Raw genomic sequence first — 16,358 nt, forward strand, 5'->3', positions numbered from 1 at the left:
TATAAGCACCTGATTGATTACAGGAAGAATGGACTTGGCTGGAATAAACGTTCGACGTCGGTAATAAACTTTTTATCGGTAAGGAACATAATGACGTGGTCGCCTTGCTCGATACGTAAATTATCATTAGCAATCATCACGTCGTTTCCACGCACCACGGCACCAATAATTGTTCCCGGTGGCAGTTTAATTTCATCGATAGCGCGGCCCACAACGCGTGATGTGGTTTCATCACCATGAGCAACGGCCTCAATGGCTTCAGCCACACCGCGGCGAAGGGAAGATACGCCAACAATATCCGCCTTACGAACATGGCTCAGCAGGGCTGAAATGGTTGCTTGTTGCGGTGATATCGCGATATCAATAACGCTTCCCTGCACGAGGTCCACGTAGGCGCGGCGTTGAATAAGCACCATGACTTTTTTTGCCCCCATACGTTTGGCGAGCATGGCGGACATAATGTTCGCCTCGTCGTCGTTAGTGACGGCAATAAACAGATCAACTTGATCAATATGCTCTTCTGCCAGCAGCTCTTGATCAGAGGCATCGCCATAAAACACGATGGTGTTTTGCAGCTTTTCAGCCAGCTCAGCCGCGCGCTGTTGATCGCGCTCGATCAACTTCACGCTGTAGTCTTTTTCCAAGCGGTGCGCCAGTCCCGCGCCGATATTACCACCGCCAACGAGCATAATGCGTTTATACGGTTTTTCGAGACGCTGCAGTTCGCTCATTACCGCGCGAATATGCTGAGATGCCGCGATGAAGAAGACTTCATCACCTGCCTCGACTATGGTTGAACCCTGTGGGCGAATTGGCCTGTCATGGCGGAAAATGGCTGCAACGCGGGTATCAATATGCGGCATATGCTCACGCATGGTGGAGAGCGCATTACCGATCAATGGGCCGCCGTAATAGGCCTTAACGACCGCCAGGCTCACTTTACCTTCGGCGAAGTTCACCACCTGCAGCGCACCAGGATATTCGATCAGGCGGTAGATATTGTCGATAACCAGCTGTTCTGGAGCGATAAGATGGTCGATAGGGACCGCTTCGGAATTAAACAGCTTCTCTGCATCCCGGACATAGTCCGGGGAGCGGATGCGCGCGATCCGGTTCGGCGTGTTGAACAGCGAATAGGCCACCTGACATGCCACCATGTTGGTTTCGTCAGAACTGGTCACCGCAACCAGCATGTCAGCATCGTCGGCGCCCGCTTCACGCAGGACACGCGGGTGCGAGCCATGACCTTGCACGACGCGAAGGTCAAATTTGTCCTGTAAAACACGCAGCCGAGCGCCATTGGTATCGACAATCGTGATGTCATTATTTTCGCCAACAAGGTTTTCAGCCAGCGTCCCACCAACTTGTCCGGCACCCAGAATGATTATCTTCATATCTCGTGACCTGTTCTCAACATCACTCTTTGATTAGCTTAGCGTAAAAGAAGCCATCACCTGCTTCAGCGGCCGGCAGATTCTGCAGGCCTGGGCATTCAGGCGTGCCCGTGTCGTGTAGCACTGCATCCGGGGTACGTTTAAGGAAGGCTGCAATCTGCTGACTGTTTTCTTCCGGAAGGACCGAACAGGTCGCATAGACCAGCGTGCCTCCTGGCTTCAGGTGTGGCCAAATGGCATCAAGAATGTCGGATTGCAGTTGGGTCAGTTCCTTGATATCGCGATCGCGACGCAACCACTTGATATCCGGGTGGCGACGAATAACGCCGGTTGCCGAGCAGGGAGCATCCAGCAAGATGCGATCGAATTGCGTTTCACCACACCATTCTGCGGGTTTGCGGCCATCGCCTTGCTTAACCTGCGCTTTCATTCCCAGGCGCTTAAGGTTGTCATAGACGCGTGAAAGACGCTGCTCATCGACATCCACGGCCATGACGTTTGCCTGAGGAGCCACTTCCAGAATATGCGTCGTCTTACCGCCTGGCGCGGCACAGAGATCGAGGATGTGCTGGCCGTTTTTAGGTTCCAGCCAGGCCATGCAGCCCTGCGCGGAAGCATCTTGTACGGTCACCCAGCCTTCATCAAAACCGGGTAAAGCATGTACCGGAGCTGGAGAGGCTAAACGCACAGCGTCAGGATATGCTTCATGTGTGAAGCCGCTCATTCCAGCCTCTTCCAGTAAAGCCAGCCAGGCGTCGCGCGTATGGTGATTACGGTTGACGCGTAACCACATCGGCGGACGCTGATTATTCGCGTCGGCAATTGCCTGCCACTGCTCTGGCCAGGCTTTTTTAAGGCGATTCAGAAGCCAGTCAGGATGCAGATAACGTGCTTCACTTTGCTCGAACTCAGCCAGAAGCTCTTCCTGCTGTCGCTGGAACTGGCGCAGAACGCCATTAATCAACCCTTTCAGCATAGGACGTTTAATCACAACGGCACCTTCCACTGTTTCAGCCAGTGCGGCATGGGGCGGGATACGCGTGTGAAGAAGCTGATAGAAGCCAACCATAATCAAATAATGCACGGTGCGCTGCTTGCCGGTCATTGGACGTGACATCAGCTTATTAACCAGCCACTCGAGCTGAGAAAGCGTGCGCAGGACGCCAAAACAGAGCTCCTGAAGCAGGGCTTTGTCTTTGTCGGACACTTTTTGCTGCAAAGCTGGCAGGATATTGCTCAATGACTGGCCCTGCTCGACAACCTGCTCAACGGCCTGAGCCGCCATACTGCGTAAATTTTGTTTTTTCATAACCGTAAAAATAAAAATGCCCGGAAACACCGGGCGCTAAAATTAAATGAGGTCAGGCAAGGCGATTGCCCGGGATAAACCATTCGCGACGAGAATTTAACAAATCCTGTGCGCTCATCGCCTTCTTACCCGCAGGTTGTAGCGATTCCAGATTCAGGATCCCTTGTGCGGTAGCTACCTGAATACCGTTCTTGCTGGCGTCGATAATCGTACCGGGCTCAGCCGTTGTGTGACCGTCAATAAGGGAGGCTTTCCAGACTTTCACCGGCTGCTCGTCGATAACCATCCAGCTCATCGGCCATGGGTTAAAGGCGCGAATGCAGCGTTCAAGTTGAGCCGCTGACAGAGACCAGTCAATCCGGGCTTCTTCTTTACTCAATTTTTCAGCGTAAGTGACCAGCGCTTCATCCTGAACTTCAGGTTTCGCCGTATTATTCGCAATCTGCTGGAGGGTTTCAATCAGCCCTTGCGGGCCAAGCTCTGCCAGCTTGTCATACAAGGTGGCACTGGTATCCTCGGCCGTAATGGGGCAGGCCAGTTTATAAAGCATGTCACCGGTGTCTAAACCTACATCCATCTTCATGATTGTGACGCCCGTTTCAGCATCACCCGCCCATAAAGAGCGCTGAATAGGTGCTGCCCCACGCCAGCGTGGAAGCAGAGAACCATGCACGTTAATGCAACCCAGGCGAGGCATATCAAGCACAGCTTTTGGCAGAATTAAACCGTAAGCCACCACCACCATTACATCGGCATTCAGGTCAGCGACAAGCTGCTGGTTTTCCTGAGGGCGCAAGGATGCTGGCTGGAAAACAGGTAACCCATGCTCTTCTGCCAGCACCTTAACAGGACCTGGCATCAGTTTTTTTCCACGGCCAGCCGGGCGATCCGGTTGGGTAAACACGCCAACAACCTGGTGGCCAGAAGATAACAGCGCGTCAAGATGACGCGCTGCAAAATCAGGGGTTCCCGCGAAGATAATACGTAGTGATTTAGACACGATGATCCTTGTATCCGGTGGGACGTTATGCGCGAGAACGCAAACGATCCAGTTTCTCTACTTTCTGACGAATTCGTTGCTGCTTCAGCGGCGAGAGATAATCGATAAACAGTTTACCGACCAGATGATCCATCTCATGCTGAATACAGATCGCCAGCAGGTCGTCAGCTTCCAGTTCGAACGGATTGCCGTCACGATCCAGGGCGCGAATTTTCACTTTTTCGGCACGCGGCACTAAAGCACGCTGTTCCGGAATAGACAGACAACCTTCCTCAATACCTGTTTCGCCACTCTTCTCGAGCAGCTCAGGATTGATTAACACCAGGCGGCCATCGCGATTTTCAGATACGTCGATCACGATGATACGCTTGTGAATGTCGACCTGAGTGGCCGCAAGACCAATACCTTCTTCGGCGTACATGGTATCGAACATATCATCAACGATACGCTGAATTTCTGCATTCACTTCTTTTACCGGTTCAGCGACGATGCGAAGGCGCTCGTCCGGAATATGTAACACTTGCAAAACTGCCATAAATTTCCAGAGTCGTGTTCAGGAGTTGATAAGAATATTATCTCCTATTCTAGACAAAACCCCCATCGATTGACAGCATCAGTGACCAATCGCAATGATTGCGGAGGCCGCTTATGGCAGGGGAAAGGATGACGTCGACTGAGTTATGGCTACGGTTAATACACACCGGTTCTCTTTATGGCGATGTGATGCTGGAAGCGGCAGCACGATTGTACAACCAGACAACCATTGATGGTCCCGTTGTCAGAGACGCCGGTCTGTCTGTCAAACAGGCTGCACGTTTCTTTGCGCTTAGAGAAAGTGAGCTGGAAAGTAGCCTGCTCTGGCTTGAGCAGCCGGGTAACTATCTGATCACGGCGGATCACCCCCTTTATCCCCCCTTACTCCGGACGATCCCGGATTATCCAGGCGCAGTCTTTGTTAAAGGCAACCCTAATGTACTGAATGCAGTTCAGCTGGCGGTTGTTGGCAGCCGTGCACCGTCATGGTACGGCGAGCGATGGGGAAAAATTCTCTGTGAACAGCTTTCTCTAAGTGGTTTAACGATCACCAGCGGGCTGGCCTGCGGAATTGACGGTGTCGCCCACAACGCTGCGCTATCGGCAAAAGGGCGTAGCGTTGCGGTGCTGGGTAACGGTCTCTTTAGTATTTATCCTCGTCGGCATCAGGCGCTGGCTGCGCGGCTTATCGATTCTGGTGGCGCGATAGTGTCTGAGTTTCCGCTATCAGCGCAGCCCCGGCCGGGACACTTTCCCCGGCGTAATCGAATTATCAGCGGGCTAAGTCAGGGGGTGTTCGTGGTTGAAGCAGCGGTACGCAGCGGTTCGCTTGTGACCGCACGGTGCGCGCTTGAGCAGGGGCGAGACGTGTTTGCCTTACCCGGCCCAATTGGTAACCCGGGATGCGAAGGGCCGCACTGGCTGATAAAGCAGGGTGCAACACCGGTAACGGAAGTCAGGGACATTCTTGAAAATTTGCAATATGGATTGCAATGGCTGCAGGAAGATCCCGAAAAGCGACATTATTCATCAGATCAGGGAAAGGTGGCATTGCCATTTCCCAAGCTCCTGGCTAACGTAGGAGATGAGGTAACACCTGTTGACGTTGTCGCTGAACGTGCCGGCCAACCTGTGCCAGTTACGGTAGCACAGCTACTCGAACTGGAGTTAGCAGGATGGATCGCAGCTGTACCCGGCGGCTATGTCCGATTAAGGAGGGCAAGCCATGTTCGACGTACTGATGTATTTGTTTGAGACTTACATCCATAACGAAGCAGAAATGCGAGTGGATCAGGACAAATTGACACAGGATCTTACCGATGCGGGGTTTGAGCGGGAAGATATCTATAATGCGTTGATGTGGCTGGAAAAACTGGCTGATTATCAGGAAGGCCTCGCCGAACCGATGCAGTTAGCTTCTGACCCATTGTCTGTGCGCATCTACACAGCTGAAGAGTGTGAAAGGCTGGACGCGAGCTGCCGGGGATTCATTTTATTCCTTGAGCAGATTCAGGTGCTAAACCTCGAAACGAGAGAGATGGTGATAGAGCGCGTTATGGCGCTGGATACGGCAGACTTCGAACTGGAAGACCTCAAGTGGGTCATCCTGATGGTTCTGTTTAATATTCCAGGCTGTGAAAATGCCTATCAGCAAATGGAAGAATTACTCTTTGAAGTGAATGAAGGTATGCTGCATTAATTCAATGTGTAGCACCAAGAGTTGTTATGGCCAAATCAGCACTATTCACGGTGCATAAAAATGAGCCCTGCCCGCAGTGCGGGGCTGAACTTGTTATTCGGTCCGGGAAACACGGCCCGTTTCTCGGTTGTTCCCACTATCCGGAATGTGATTATGTCCGTCCCCTGAAAAGCCAGGCGGATGGACATATCGTTAAAATTCTGGAGGGACAGCTTTGCCCTCTTTGCGGCAGCGAGTTAGCGCTACGTCAGGGGCGTTTCGGCATGTTTATTGGCTGTAGCCACTATCCTGAATGTGAACATACAGAACAAATTGATAAACCCGATGAAACGGCTATTGCCTGTCCTCAATGCCAGCGTGGACAACTGGTGCAGCGCCGTTCTCGTTTTGGTAAGACCTTTCATTCCTGCGATCGCTATCCTGAATGTCAGTTTGTTATCAATTTCAAACCGGTAGCGGGTGTCTGCTCTCATTGCAATTATCCGCTACTTATAGAGAAAAAAACGGCGCAAGGTTTGAAACGCTTCTGCGCCAGTAAACAATGTGGAAAGCCGGTTCCGGCGGATCAAAACAGTGAAGAATAACCTGCCATCAGGCTCCATTGCTCATGCGGTGGATGTCCTGAAAAATGAAGAAGTCATCGCCTATCCAACTGAAGCTGTTTTTGGGGTCGGTTGCGATCCTGACAGCGAAACGGCCGTTGGCCGACTGCTCACACTTAAACAGAGGCCAGTCGAAAAAGGGCTTATTTTAATCGCTGCTAACTATGAGCAGCTTAAGCCTTATATCGATGATTCCATGCTAACGCCGGAGCAGCGGGAGACTATTTTCTCAGCATGGCCCGGCCCCGTGACCTTTGTTTTCCCGGCGAAGCCGACAACGCCGCGCTGGTTGACCGGGCGCTTTGATTCCCTCGCCGTGCGCGTGACGGACCATCCGCTGGTGGTCGAACTTTGCCTGGCCTTTGGAAAACCACTGGTCTCAACCAGTGCGAATCTGACCGGGCAGCCACCTTGCCGCACAACCGACGAAGTAAGGGCGCAGTTTGGGAATGATTTCCCGGTTGCCGTCGGTGAGACGGGAGGGCGCCTCAATCCGTCTGAAATCCGCGACGCCTTGACCGGCGAACGTTTTCGCCAGGGGTAATCCAATGGAAACCTATGCTGTTTTTGGTAATCCGATAGCGCACAGCAAGTCACCGTTAATCCATCAACTGTTTGCCGAGCAACTGCAAATAAATCATCCCTATGGCCGCGTGCTGGCACCTGTTGATGCATTTATTCCTGCGCTGGAGGGTTTCTTCAACGCGGGCGGCAAAGGTGCGAATGTAACGGTACCGTTTAAAGAGGAAGCCTTCGAACGTGCGGATGAACTCACAGAGCGTGCTTCCCTTGCGGGTGCAGTGAATACCTTAAAACGGCTTGAAGATGGACGCCTGCTGGGAGACAACACTGACGGAATTGGGTTACTGAGCGATCTGGAAAGGCTCTCATTTATTAAGCCTGGTTTCAGGGTTCTGCTGATTGGTGCGGGCGGAGCGTCGCGGGGAGTATTGCTGCCTCTGCTGTCACTGGATTGCGCGGTGACCATTACAAACAGGACCTTCTCGCGGGCAGAAGCGCTGGCTGCGTTGTTCGCACATACCGGCAGCGTGAGCGCGGTCGCCCTGGATGAACTTGCCGATCGTGAGTTTGATCTGATCATCAACGCCACCTCCAGCGGTATCGGTGGTGACGTGCCGGCGATCCCTGCTTCGCTGGTAAGTGCCCATATTTACTTCTACGACATGTTCTATCAGAAAGGGAAGACACCTTTTTTGAACTGGTGTGAACAGCACGGCGGAAAACACGTAGCCGATGGGCTGGGAATGCTGGTGGGGCAGGCGGCACACGCGGTGCTGCTCTGGCACGGTGTATTGCCTTCGGTCGAACCGGTCATTGAAAAGCTGAAAAGGGAGCTCACGGTGTGAATCAGGCAATTCATTTTCCGGACAGGGAAAGCTGGGACGAGAGTAAACAGGCGGTCTGTTTCCCGGTGCTGGTGCATGGAATGCAACTTACCTGCGCCATTCGTGGGGAAACGCTGTTGCGTCGCTTTGGTGGTTCAGACCCGTTAGAGGTGTTTTGTGAAAATCGCTGGGATCTTGAAGAGGAAGCCAGCGATTTAATCCGCGATCAGCAGGAAGACGATCAGGGCTGGGTCTGGGTATCCTGACTCAGATAGTCATTCTTCCATTTAACGTAGTTATTCGCCGAGTATTTTAATCCTTCGATCTCTGCCTCCTTCAGGGGGCGGATCTGTTTTACCGGGCTTCCCAAATAGAGATAGCCGCTCTCCAGTCTTTTGTTCTGGGGAACAAGGCTGCCTGCGCCAATCATCACGTCATCTTCTACAATGACGCCATCCAGCAAAATCGACCCCATGCCAACAAGAACCCGATTACCAATAGTGCAGCCGTGAAGCATCACTTTATGGCCGACGGTGACATCTTCTCCAATGATGAGTGGATTGCCCTGGGGGTTATAGGAGGATTTGTGGGTTACGTGCAGAACGCTACCGTCCTGAATATTGGTGCGTGCACCAATGGCCACATGGTTTACATCCCCCCGGATGGCGACGAGCGGCCAGATACTGACGTCGTCGGCCATTCGAACATCGCCGATGACCACGCTGCTGGCATCGATCATCACGCGATCGCCTTTTTGGGGGAGAAGATCTTTATAAGGACGTAACACTGCGGACATATCTACCTCGAACGATGAGCACTATATAGAAGACTTGATCATATTAATGGATCGAGGCAAGGCAAAAAGCGTCAATATTTAAGCATATTGGGTGGGATTTCAGCGAAAAGCGCGGAAAATCGACAGTTGAAAAAAAAGATCCAAAAAGTACTTGTGCTAAAAATTGGGATCCCTATAATGCGCCTCCATCGACACGGCGGATGTGAATCACTTCACAGTTAACCCGGTCGGTTGAAGAGAAAAAATCCTGAACTTCAGGGTTGACTCTGAAAGAGGAAAGCGTAATATACGCCACCTCGCGACGGTGAGCTGCAAGCCGCGTCGCAACTGCTCTTTAACAATTTATCAGACAATCTGTGTGGGCACTCAAAGTGACATGGATTCTTAATGTCTTCGGACAAAAAATGAATACCAAGTCTCTGAGTGAACATACGTAATTCATTACGAAGTTTAATTCACGAGCATCAAACTTAAATTGAAGAGTTTGATCATGGCTCAGATTGAACGCTGGCGGCAGGCCTAACACATGCAAGTCGAACGGTAGCACAGAGAGCTTGCTCTCGGGTGACGAGTGGCGGACGGGTGAGTAATGTCTGGGAAACTGCCTGATGGAGGGGGATAACTACTGGAAACGGTAGCTAATACCGCATAACGTCGCAAGACCAAAGAGGGGGACCTTCGGGCCTCTTGCCATCAGATGTGCCCAGATGGGATTAGCTAGTAGGTGGGGTAACGGCTCACCTAGGCGACGATCCCTAGCTGGTCTGAGAGGATGACCAGCCACACTGGAACTGAGACACGGTCCAGACTCCTACGGGAGGCAGCAGTGGGGAATATTGCACAATGGGCGCAAGCCTGATGCAGCCATGCCGCGTGTATGAAGAAGGCCTTCGGGTTGTAAAGTACTTTCAGCGGGGAGGAAGGTGTTGTGGTTAATAACCGCAGCAATTGACGTTACCCGCAGAAGAAGCACCGGCTAACTCCGTGCCAGCAGCCGCGGTAATACGGAGGGTGCAAGCGTTAATCGGAATTACTGGGCGTAAAGCGCACGCAGGCGGTCTGTCAAGTCGGATGTGAAATCCCCGGGCTCAACCTGGGAACTGCATTCGAAACTGGCAGGCTAGAGTCTTGTAGAGGGGGGTAGAATTCCAGGTGTAGCGGTGAAATGCGTAGAGATCTGGAGGAATACCGGTGGCGAAGGCGGCCCCCTGGACAAAGACTGACGCTCAGGTGCGAAAGCGTGGGGAGCAAACAGGATTAGATACCCTGGTAGTCCACGCCGTAAACGATGTCGACTTGGAGGTTGTGCCCTTGAGGCGTGGCTTCCGGAGCTAACGCGTTAAGTCGACCGCCTGGGGAGTACGGCCGCAAGGTTAAAACTCAAATGAATTGACGGGGGCCCGCACAAGCGGTGGAGCATGTGGTTTAATTCGATGCAACGCGAAGAACCTTACCTACTCTTGACATCCAGAGAACTTTCCAGAGATGGATTGGTGCCTTCGGGAACTCTGAGACAGGTGCTGCATGGCTGTCGTCAGCTCGTGTTGTGAAATGTTGGGTTAAGTCCCGCAACGAGCGCAACCCTTATCCTTTGTTGCCAGCGGTCCGGCCGGGAACTCAAAGGAGACTGCCAGTGATAAACTGGAGGAAGGTGGGGATGACGTCAAGTCATCATGGCCCTTACGAGTAGGGCTACACACGTGCTACAATGGCGCATACAAAGAGAAGCGAACTCGCGAGAGCAAGCGGACCTCATAAAGTGCGTCGTAGTCCGGATTGGAGTCTGCAACTCGACTCCATGAAGTCGGAATCGCTAGTAATCGTAGATCAGAATGCTACGGTGAATACGTTCCCGGGCCTTGTACACACCGCCCGTCACACCATGGGAGTGGGTTGCAAAAGAAGTAGGTAGCTTAACCTTCGGGAGGGCGCTTACCACTTTGTGATTCATGACTGGGGTGAAGTCGTAACAAGGTAACCGTAGGGGAACCTGCGGTTGGATCACCTCCTTACCTTAAAGAACCTGCCTTTGTAGTGCTCACACAGATTGTCTGATGAAAAGTAAATAGCAAGGCGTCTTGCGATTGAGACTTCAGTGTCCCCTTCGTCTAGAGGCCCAGGACACCGCCCTTTCACGGCGGTAACAGGGGTTCGAATCCCCTAGGGGACGCCACTTGCTGGTTCGTGAGTGAAAGTCACCTGCCGACATATCTCAAAACTCATCTTCGGGTGACGTTTGAGATATTTGCTCTTTAAAAATCTGGATCAAGCTGAAAATTGAAACGACACACATGTTATGTGTGTTCGAGTCTCTCAAATTTTCGCAAACCGGTGATGAATCGAAAGAAACATCTTCGGGTTGTGAGGTTAAGCGACTAAGCGTACACGGTGGATGCCCTGGCAGTCAGAGGCGATGAAGGACGTGCTAATCTGCGAAAAGCGCCGGCGAGGTGATATGAACCTTTGACCCGGCGATGTCCGAATGGGGAAACCCAGTGTGTTCCGACACACTATCGTTAACTGAATACATAGGTTAACGAGGCGAACCGGGGGAACTGAAACATCTAAGTACCCCGAGGAAAAGAAATCAACCGAGATTCCCCCAGTAGCGGCGAGCGAACGGGGAGCAGCCCAGAGTCTGAATCAGCTTGTGTGTTAGTGGAAGCGTCTGGAAAGTCGCACGGTACAGGGTGACAGTCCCGTACACGAAAGCACACAGGCTGTGAACTCGAAGAGTAGGGCGGGACACGTGGTATCCTGTCTGAATATGGGGGGACCATCCTCCAAGGCTAAATACTCCTGACTGACCGATAGTGAACCAGTACCGTGAGGGAAAGGCGAAAAGAACCCCGGCGAGGGGAGTGAAAAAGAACCTGAAACCGTGTACGTACAAGCAGTGGGAGCCTCTTTTATGGGGTGACTGCGTACCTTTTGTATAATGGGTCAGCGACTTATATTCTGTAGCAAGGTTAACCGTATAGGGGAGCCGAAGGGAAACCGAGTCTTAACTGGGCGTTAAGTTGCAGGGTATAGACCCGAAACCCGGTGATCTAGCCATGGGCAGGTTGAAGGTTGGGTAACACTAACTGGAGGACCGAACCGACTAATGTTGAAAAATTAGCGGATGACTTGTGGCTGGGGGTGAAAGGCCAATCAAACCGGGAGATAGCTGGTTCTCCCCGAAAGCTATTTAGGTAGCGCCTCGTGAACTCATCTTCGGGGGTAGAGCACTGTTTCGGCTAGGGGGCCATCCCGGCTTACCAACCCGATGCAAACTACGAATACCGAAGAATGTTATCACGGGAGACACACGGCGGGTGCTAACGTCCGTCGTGAAGAGGGAAACAACCCAGACCGCCAGCTAAGGTCCCAAAGTCATGGTTAAGTGGGAAACGATGTGGGAAGGCACAGACAGCCAGGATGTTGGCTTAGAAGCAGCCATCATTTAAAGAAAGCGTAATAGCTCACTGGTCGAGTCGGCCTGCGCGGAAGATGTAACGGGGCTAAACCATGCACCGAAGCTGCGGCAGCGACACTATGTGTTGTTGGGTAGGGGAGCGTTCTGTAAGCCGTTGAAGGTGTCCTGTGAGGGGTGCTGGAGGTATCAGAAGTGCGAATGCTGACATAAGTAACGATAAAGCGGGTGAAAAGCCCGCTCGCCGGAAGACCAAGGGTTCCTGTCCAACGTTAATCGGGGCAGGGTGAGTCGACCCCTAAGGCGAGGCCGAAAGGCGTAGTCGATGGGAAACAGGTTAATATTCCTGTACTTGGTGTTACTGCGAAGGGGGGACGGAGAAGGCTATGTTAGCCGGGCGACGGTTGTCCCGGTTTAAGCATGTAGGCGGAGGTTCCAGGTAAATCCGGTTCCTTGTTAACGCTGAGGTGTGATGACGAGGCACTACGGTGCTGAAGTAACAAATGCCCTGCTTCCAGGAAAAGCCTCTAAGCATCAGGTAACATCAAATCGTACCCCAAACCGACACAGGTGGTCAGGTAGAGAATACCAAGGCGCTTGAGAGAACTCGGGTGAAGGAACTAGGCAAAATGGTGCCGTAACTTCGGGAGAAGGCACGCTGATATGTAGGTGAAGCCCCTGCGGGTGGAGCTGAAATCAGTCGAAGATACCAGCTGGCTGCAACTGTTTATTAAAAACACAGCACTGTGCAAACACGAAAGTGGACGTATACGGTGTGACGCCTGCCCGGTGCCGGAAGGTTAATTGATGGGGTTAGCGGTAACGCGAAGCTCTTGATCGAAGCCCCGGTAAACGGCGGCCGTAACTATAACGGTCCTAAGGTAGCGAAATTCCTTGTCGGGTAAGTTCCGACCTGCACGAATGGCGTAATGATGGCCAGGCTGTCTCCACCCGAGACTCAGTGAAATTGAACTCGCTGTGAAGATGCAGTGTACCCGCGGCAAGACGGAAAGACCCCGTGAACCTTTACTATAGCTTGACACTGAACACTGGTCCTTGATGTGTAGGATAGGTGGGAGGCTTTGAAGCGTGGACGCCAGTCTGCGTGGAGCCAACCTTGAAATACCACCCTTTAATGGCTGGTGTTCTAACGTAGACCCGTAATCCGGGTTGCGGACAGTGTCTGGTGGGTAGTTTGACTGGGGCGGTCTCCTCCCAAAGAGTAACGGAGGAGCACGAAGGTTAGCTAATCCTGGTCGGACATCAGGAGGTTAGTGCAATGGCATAAGCTAGCTTGACTGCGAGAGTGACGGCTCGAGCAGGTGCGAAAGCAGGTCATAGTGATCCGGTGGTTCTGAATGGAAGGGCCATCGCTCAACGGATAAAAGGTACTCCGGGGATAACAGGCTGATACCGCCCAAGAGTTCATATCGACGGCGGTGTTTGGCACCTCGATGTCGGCTCATCACATCCTGGGGCTGAAGTAGGTCCCAAGGGTATGGCTGTTCGCCATTTAAAGTGGTACGCGAGCTGGGTTTAGAACGTCGTGAGACAGTTCGGTCCCTATCTGCCGTGGGCGCTGGAGAATTGAGGGGGGCTGCTCCTAGTACGAGAGGACCGGAGTGGACGCATCACTGGTGTTCGGGTTGTCATGCCAATGGCACTGCCCGGTAGCTAAATGCGGAAGAGATAAGTGCTGAAAGCATCTAAGCACGAAACTTGCCCCGAGATGAGTTCTCCCTGAGACTTTAAGTCTCCTGAAGGAACGTTGAAGACTACGACGTTGATAGGTCGGGTGTGTAAGCGCAGCGATGCGTTGAGCTAACCGATACTAATGAACCGTGAGGCTTAACCTTACAACGCCGAAGATGTTTTGGCGATGAGAGACGATTTTCAGCTGATACAGATTAACAGAATTTGCCTGGCGGCTTTAGCGCGGTGGTCCCACCTGACCCCATGCCGAACTCAGAAGTGAAACGCCGTAGCGCCGATGGTAGTGTGGGGTCTCCCCATGTGAGAGTAGGGAACTGCCAGGCATCAAATTTAGCGTGCTGATATGGCTCAGTTGGTAGAGCGCACCCTTGGTAAGGGTGAGGTCCCCAGTTCGACTCTGGGTATCAGCACCACTTTATACTTAGGTTAAAGTTCGGCAAGAAGTAAAAGAATTTGTCTGGCGGCTTTAGCGCGGTGGTCCCACCTGACCCCATGCCGAACTCAGAAGTGAAACGCCGTAGCGCCGATGGTAGTGTGGGGTCTCCCCATGTGAGAGTAGGGAACTGCCAGACATCAAACAAGTGAAGAGGCCATCCGAAAGGATGGCCTTTTTGCGTTATGTTTCCCGGAAAAAGTCAGACCCGGTAAGCGAAGCGCCACCGGGCTAAGACACGCTTAATGGATCACTTGTGACAGGAAAGCCCGCGTACGTTCAGATTTAGGATGTGCGAAGAACTCATCCGGCGGTGCCTGCTCAACGATTTCCCCACGATCCATAAAGATCACCCGATCGGCCACGGTTCTGGCAAACCCCATTTCGTGCGTCACACACAGCATGGTCATCCCGGACTGCGCCAGTCCAATCATGGTATCCAGTACCTCTTTCACCATTTCCGGATCCAGGGCGGATGTCGGTTCATCAAAAAGCATAATTTTCGGTTTCATACAGAGCGAACGGGCGATAGCCACACGCTGTTGCTGACCGCCTGATATCTGGCCGGGAAATTTATTGGCGTGCTCTGCGATTCGTACCCGTTCCAGGTAGTGCATCGCCAGTGCTTCAGCCTCCTTTTTAGGCATCTTTCGTACCCAAATTGGCGCAAGCGTACAGTTCTGCAGAACGGTCAGATGGGGAAACAGGTTAAAGTGCTGGAACACCATTCCCACTTCCTGGCGCACCCGTTCGATGTTACGAATATCTTCATTCAGCTCGATGCCATCAACAACAATGCGCCCCTGCTGATGTTCTTCAAGGTGGTTAATACAGCGAATGGTCGTGGATTTTCCGGACCCGGAAGGGCCACAAAGAACGATCCGTTCTCCCTGCTTAACCTTGAGGTTAATGTCTTTCAAAACATGAAACTGCCCGTACCATTTATTCACGTTTTCCAGCGTAATCATCGCGTCGGCAGGTGTCATAGTAATCTGGCTCATAATTTCCTCAGTGCGGTGTACGCCCGGTGTTAAAGCGCTTTTCCAGATGCTGGCTATAGCGCGACATGCTAAAACAAAAGATCCAGTAGATCAGAGCAGCGAAGACATATCCCTCGGTGGACATACCCAGCCAGGCAGGGTCAACGGTCGCCTGTTGCACGCTGCTAAAGAGATCGAACAGCCCGATGATGATCACCAGGCTGGTATCTTTGAAGAGGGCAATGATGGTATTGACCAGGCCCGGGATAACCAGCTTGAGTGCTTGTGGCAATATCACCAGTCCCTGCGTTTTCCAGTAGCCAAGCGCCAGTGATTCCGCCGCTTCGTACTGACCTTTAGGCAGAGCCTGCAGGCCCCCACGCACCACTTCCGCAACGTAAGCGGACTGGAAAAGGATGACCCCGACCAGGGCACGGATCAGTTTGTCTATCGTTGTCCCTTCTGCCATAAACAGCGGCAACATGACCGAAGACATAAACAGAACGGTGATAAGCGGTACGCCACGCCAGAATTCAATGAAAATAACGGAAAGCACACGTACGACAGGCATTTTTGAGCGCCGCCCAAGCGCGAGCAAAATACCCCATGGCAGTGCGCCGGCTATCCCAACGGACGCGATAATCAGCGTCAGCGTTAACCCACCCCACTGACGTGTTTCAACACGTTCCAGCCCCAGGAAGCCGCCATACAACAGCCCCCAAACAATAATGGGATACACCACTGCACAACAGGCAATATAACGGCCCCGATGAGGCAGTTTTTTCCAGAACATTACGGCGATGGAGAGCAGCCCGATGGCCAGTGCCAGATTAATCCGCCAGCGCTGTTCATGCGGATACAATCCATACATGAACTGGCCAAAACGCTCATGAATAAACACCCAACAGGCCCCTGCTTTTGTGCAGTCTGCGCGAGTGGATCCCGACCAGTTAGCCTGTAAAAAAGCCCAGTTCAGCAGCGGTGGAATTAATTCCCACATAAGCCACAAACATACAATTGTCAGCAGGCTGTTACTCCAGTTGGAGAACAGATTCTTACGCGCCCAGAGAATTAAACGTCCGCCTGTCGAACCGGCAGGGCGCGAGGAGTGCGACAGTATCGCTTTTGTCATCATAG

Annotated in this window: 13 protein-coding genes, 2 tRNA genes and 4 rRNA genes; 12 read left to right on the forward strand and 7 right to left on the reverse strand. The window is 52.4% G+C overall.

The window, feature by feature from the left end:
- Window positions 1–17: 17 nt before the first annotated feature.
- Genes trkA through def form a run of 4 tightly spaced genes read right to left on the reverse strand, consistent with a single transcriptional unit; the run spans window position 18 to window position 4,238 of the window.
- Window positions 18–1,394 (reverse strand): Trk system potassium transporter TrkA, encoded by a 1,377-nt coding sequence (trkA, locus tag HV157_RS16695; protein ID WP_182268728.1) that lies wholly within the window; start codon window positions 1,392–1,394, stop codon window positions 18–20.
- A gap of 22 nt (window positions 1,395–1,416) precedes the next feature.
- Window positions 1,417–2,703: a 16S rRNA (cytosine(967)-C(5))-methyltransferase RsmB gene (gene rsmB, locus HV157_RS16700; protein WP_182268729.1), complete on the reverse strand. Its 1,287-nt coding sequence runs from the start codon at window positions 2,701–2,703 to the stop codon at window positions 1,417–1,419.
- 52 nt (window positions 2,704–2,755) lie between these two features.
- A complete protein-coding gene (gene fmt / locus HV157_RS16705) occupies window positions 2,756–3,703 on the reverse strand; it encodes a methionyl-tRNA formyltransferase (protein ID WP_014171889.1) in 948 nt (315 codons plus the stop codon).
- A gap of 25 nt (window positions 3,704–3,728) precedes the next feature.
- Window positions 3,729–4,238: a peptide deformylase gene (def, locus tag HV157_RS16710; RefSeq protein ID WP_008503479.1), complete on the reverse strand. Its 510-nt coding sequence runs from the start codon at window positions 4,236–4,238 to the stop codon at window positions 3,729–3,731.
- Between the two features lie 128 nt (window positions 4,239–4,366).
- Here def and dprA point away from each other — a divergent pair, with 128 nt between their 5' ends.
- Genes dprA through HV157_RS16740 form a run of 6 tightly spaced genes read left to right on the forward strand, consistent with a single transcriptional unit; the run spans window position 4,367 to window position 8,150 of the window.
- On the forward strand, window positions 4,367–5,491 hold the full coding sequence (dprA, locus tag HV157_RS16715; RefSeq protein ID WP_150344241.1) for a DNA-protecting protein DprA: 1,125 nt from the start codon (window positions 4,367–4,369) through the stop codon (window positions 5,489–5,491).
- On the forward strand, window positions 5,463–5,936 hold the full coding sequence (gene smg / locus HV157_RS16720) for a DUF494 family protein Smg (RefSeq protein WP_014171887.1): 474 nt from the start codon (window positions 5,463–5,465) through the stop codon (window positions 5,934–5,936). The genes dprA and smg overlap by 29 nt, the downstream gene beginning before the upstream one ends.
- Window positions 5,937–5,962: 26 nt before the next feature.
- Window positions 5,963–6,520 (forward strand): type I DNA topoisomerase, encoded by a 558-nt coding sequence (locus tag HV157_RS16725; protein WP_032680170.1) that lies wholly within the window; start codon window positions 5,963–5,965, stop codon window positions 6,518–6,520.
- Window positions 6,510–7,082, forward strand: a complete 573-nt coding sequence (tsaC, locus tag HV157_RS16730; RefSeq protein ID WP_020882978.1) for an L-threonylcarbamoyladenylate synthase type 1 TsaC — start codon at window positions 6,510–6,512, stop codon at window positions 7,080–7,082. The genes HV157_RS16725 and tsaC overlap by 11 nt, the downstream gene beginning before the upstream one ends.
- 4 nt (window positions 7,083–7,086) lie before the next feature.
- Window positions 7,087–7,905, forward strand: coding sequence for a shikimate dehydrogenase (gene aroE / locus HV157_RS16735; RefSeq protein ID WP_032680173.1), 819 nt, complete (start codon window positions 7,087–7,089; stop codon window positions 7,903–7,905).
- A complete protein-coding gene (locus tag HV157_RS16740; RefSeq protein ID WP_014171883.1) occupies window positions 7,902–8,150 on the forward strand; it encodes a DUF1488 domain-containing protein in 249 nt (82 codons plus the stop codon). The genes aroE and HV157_RS16740 overlap by 4 nt, the downstream gene beginning before the upstream one ends.
- Here HV157_RS16740 and HV157_RS16745 read toward each other — a convergent pair.
- Entirely contained in the window at window positions 8,126–8,680 is a 555-nt protein-coding gene (locus HV157_RS16745) for a gamma carbonic anhydrase family protein (RefSeq protein ID WP_014171882.1), read from the reverse strand. The genes HV157_RS16740 and HV157_RS16745 overlap by 25 nt on opposite strands.
- Window positions 8,681–9,152: 472 nt before the next feature.
- On the opposite strand from HV157_RS16745, the gene HV157_RS16750 reads away from it, so the two are divergent.
- The 6 genes from HV157_RS16750 to rrf (HV157_RS16775) all read left to right on the forward strand — a co-directional run bounded on the left by HV157_RS16750 (window position 9,153) and on the right by rrf (HV157_RS16775) (window position 14,380).
- A 16S ribosomal RNA gene (locus tag HV157_RS16750) occupies window positions 9,153–10,692 on the forward strand.
- Window positions 10,693–10,777: 85 nt separating this feature from the next.
- Window positions 10,778–10,853, forward strand: a tRNA-Glu gene (locus tag HV157_RS16755).
- Between the two features lie 192 nt (window positions 10,854–11,045).
- Window positions 11,046–13,951, forward strand: a 23S ribosomal RNA gene (locus tag HV157_RS16760).
- Window positions 13,952–14,015: 64 nt separating this feature from the next.
- A 5S ribosomal RNA gene (gene rrf / locus HV157_RS16765) occupies window positions 14,016–14,131 on the forward strand.
- 14 nt (window positions 14,132–14,145) lie between these two features.
- Window positions 14,146–14,221: transfer RNA gene (locus tag HV157_RS16770), tRNA-Thr, on the forward strand.
- A gap of 43 nt (window positions 14,222–14,264) precedes the next feature.
- Window positions 14,265–14,380, forward strand: a 5S ribosomal RNA gene (rrf, locus tag HV157_RS16775).
- The 16S, 23S and 5S rRNA genes sit together here with 2 tRNA genes alongside, the layout of an rRNA operon.
- A 103-nt stretch (window positions 14,381–14,483) precedes the next feature.
- On the opposite strand, the gene HV157_RS16780 is transcribed toward rrf (HV157_RS16775), so the two are convergent.
- Both HV157_RS16780 and HV157_RS16785 read right to left on the reverse strand, forming a co-directional pair.
- Entirely contained in the window at window positions 14,484–15,242 is a 759-nt protein-coding gene (locus HV157_RS16780; RefSeq protein ID WP_014171880.1) for an amino acid ABC transporter ATP-binding protein, read from the reverse strand.
- A gap of 7 nt (window positions 15,243–15,249) precedes the next feature.
- Window positions 15,250–16,353, reverse strand: coding sequence for an amino acid ABC transporter permease (locus tag HV157_RS16785; RefSeq protein ID WP_182268730.1), 1,104 nt, complete (start codon window positions 16,351–16,353; stop codon window positions 15,250–15,252).
- Between the last annotated feature and the right edge of the window lie 5 nt (window positions 16,354–16,358).

This window comes from Enterobacter sp. RHBSTW-00318 (assembly GCF_014101375.1).
In the GTDB taxonomy this organism is placed as follows: Bacteria; Pseudomonadota; Gammaproteobacteria; order Enterobacterales; family Enterobacteriaceae; genus Enterobacter; species Enterobacter ludwigii.

What these genes read in the sequence shown, in the direction of transcription:
- HV157_RS16745 (WP_014171882.1), bottom strand. Translation starts at nt 8,680, where the DNA reads ATGTCCGCAGTGTTACGTCCTTATAAAGATCTTCTCCCCCAAAAAGGC.
- rsmB (WP_182268729.1), bottom strand. Translation starts at nt 2,703, where the DNA reads ATGAAAAAACAAAATTTACGCAGTATGGCGGCTCAGGCCGTTGAGCAG.
- trkA (WP_182268728.1), bottom strand. Translation starts at nt 1,394, where the DNA reads ATGAAGATAATCATTCTGGGTGCCGGACAAGTTGGTGGGACGCTGGCT.
- smg (WP_014171887.1), top strand. Translation starts at nt 5,463, where the DNA reads ATGTTCGACGTACTGATGTATTTGTTTGAGACTTACATCCATAACGAA.
- def (WP_008503479.1), bottom strand. Translation starts at nt 4,238, where the DNA reads ATGGCAGTTTTGCAAGTGTTACATATTCCGGACGAGCGCCTTCGCATC.
- dprA (WP_150344241.1), top strand. Translation starts at nt 4,367, where the DNA reads ATGACGTCGACTGAGTTATGGCTACGGTTAATACACACCGGTTCTCTT.
- aroE (WP_032680173.1), top strand. Translation starts at nt 7,087, where the DNA reads ATGGAAACCTATGCTGTTTTTGGTAATCCGATAGCGCACAGCAAGTCA.
- HV157_RS16780 (WP_014171880.1), bottom strand. Translation starts at nt 15,242, where the DNA reads ATGAGCCAGATTACTATGACACCTGCCGACGCGATGATTACGCTGGAA.
- HV157_RS16725 (WP_032680170.1), top strand. Translation starts at nt 5,963, where the DNA reads ATGGCCAAATCAGCACTATTCACGGTGCATAAAAATGAGCCCTGCCCG.
- HV157_RS16785 (WP_182268730.1), bottom strand. Translation starts at nt 16,353, where the DNA reads ATGACAAAAGCGATACTGTCGCACTCCTCGCGCCCTGCCGGTTCGACA.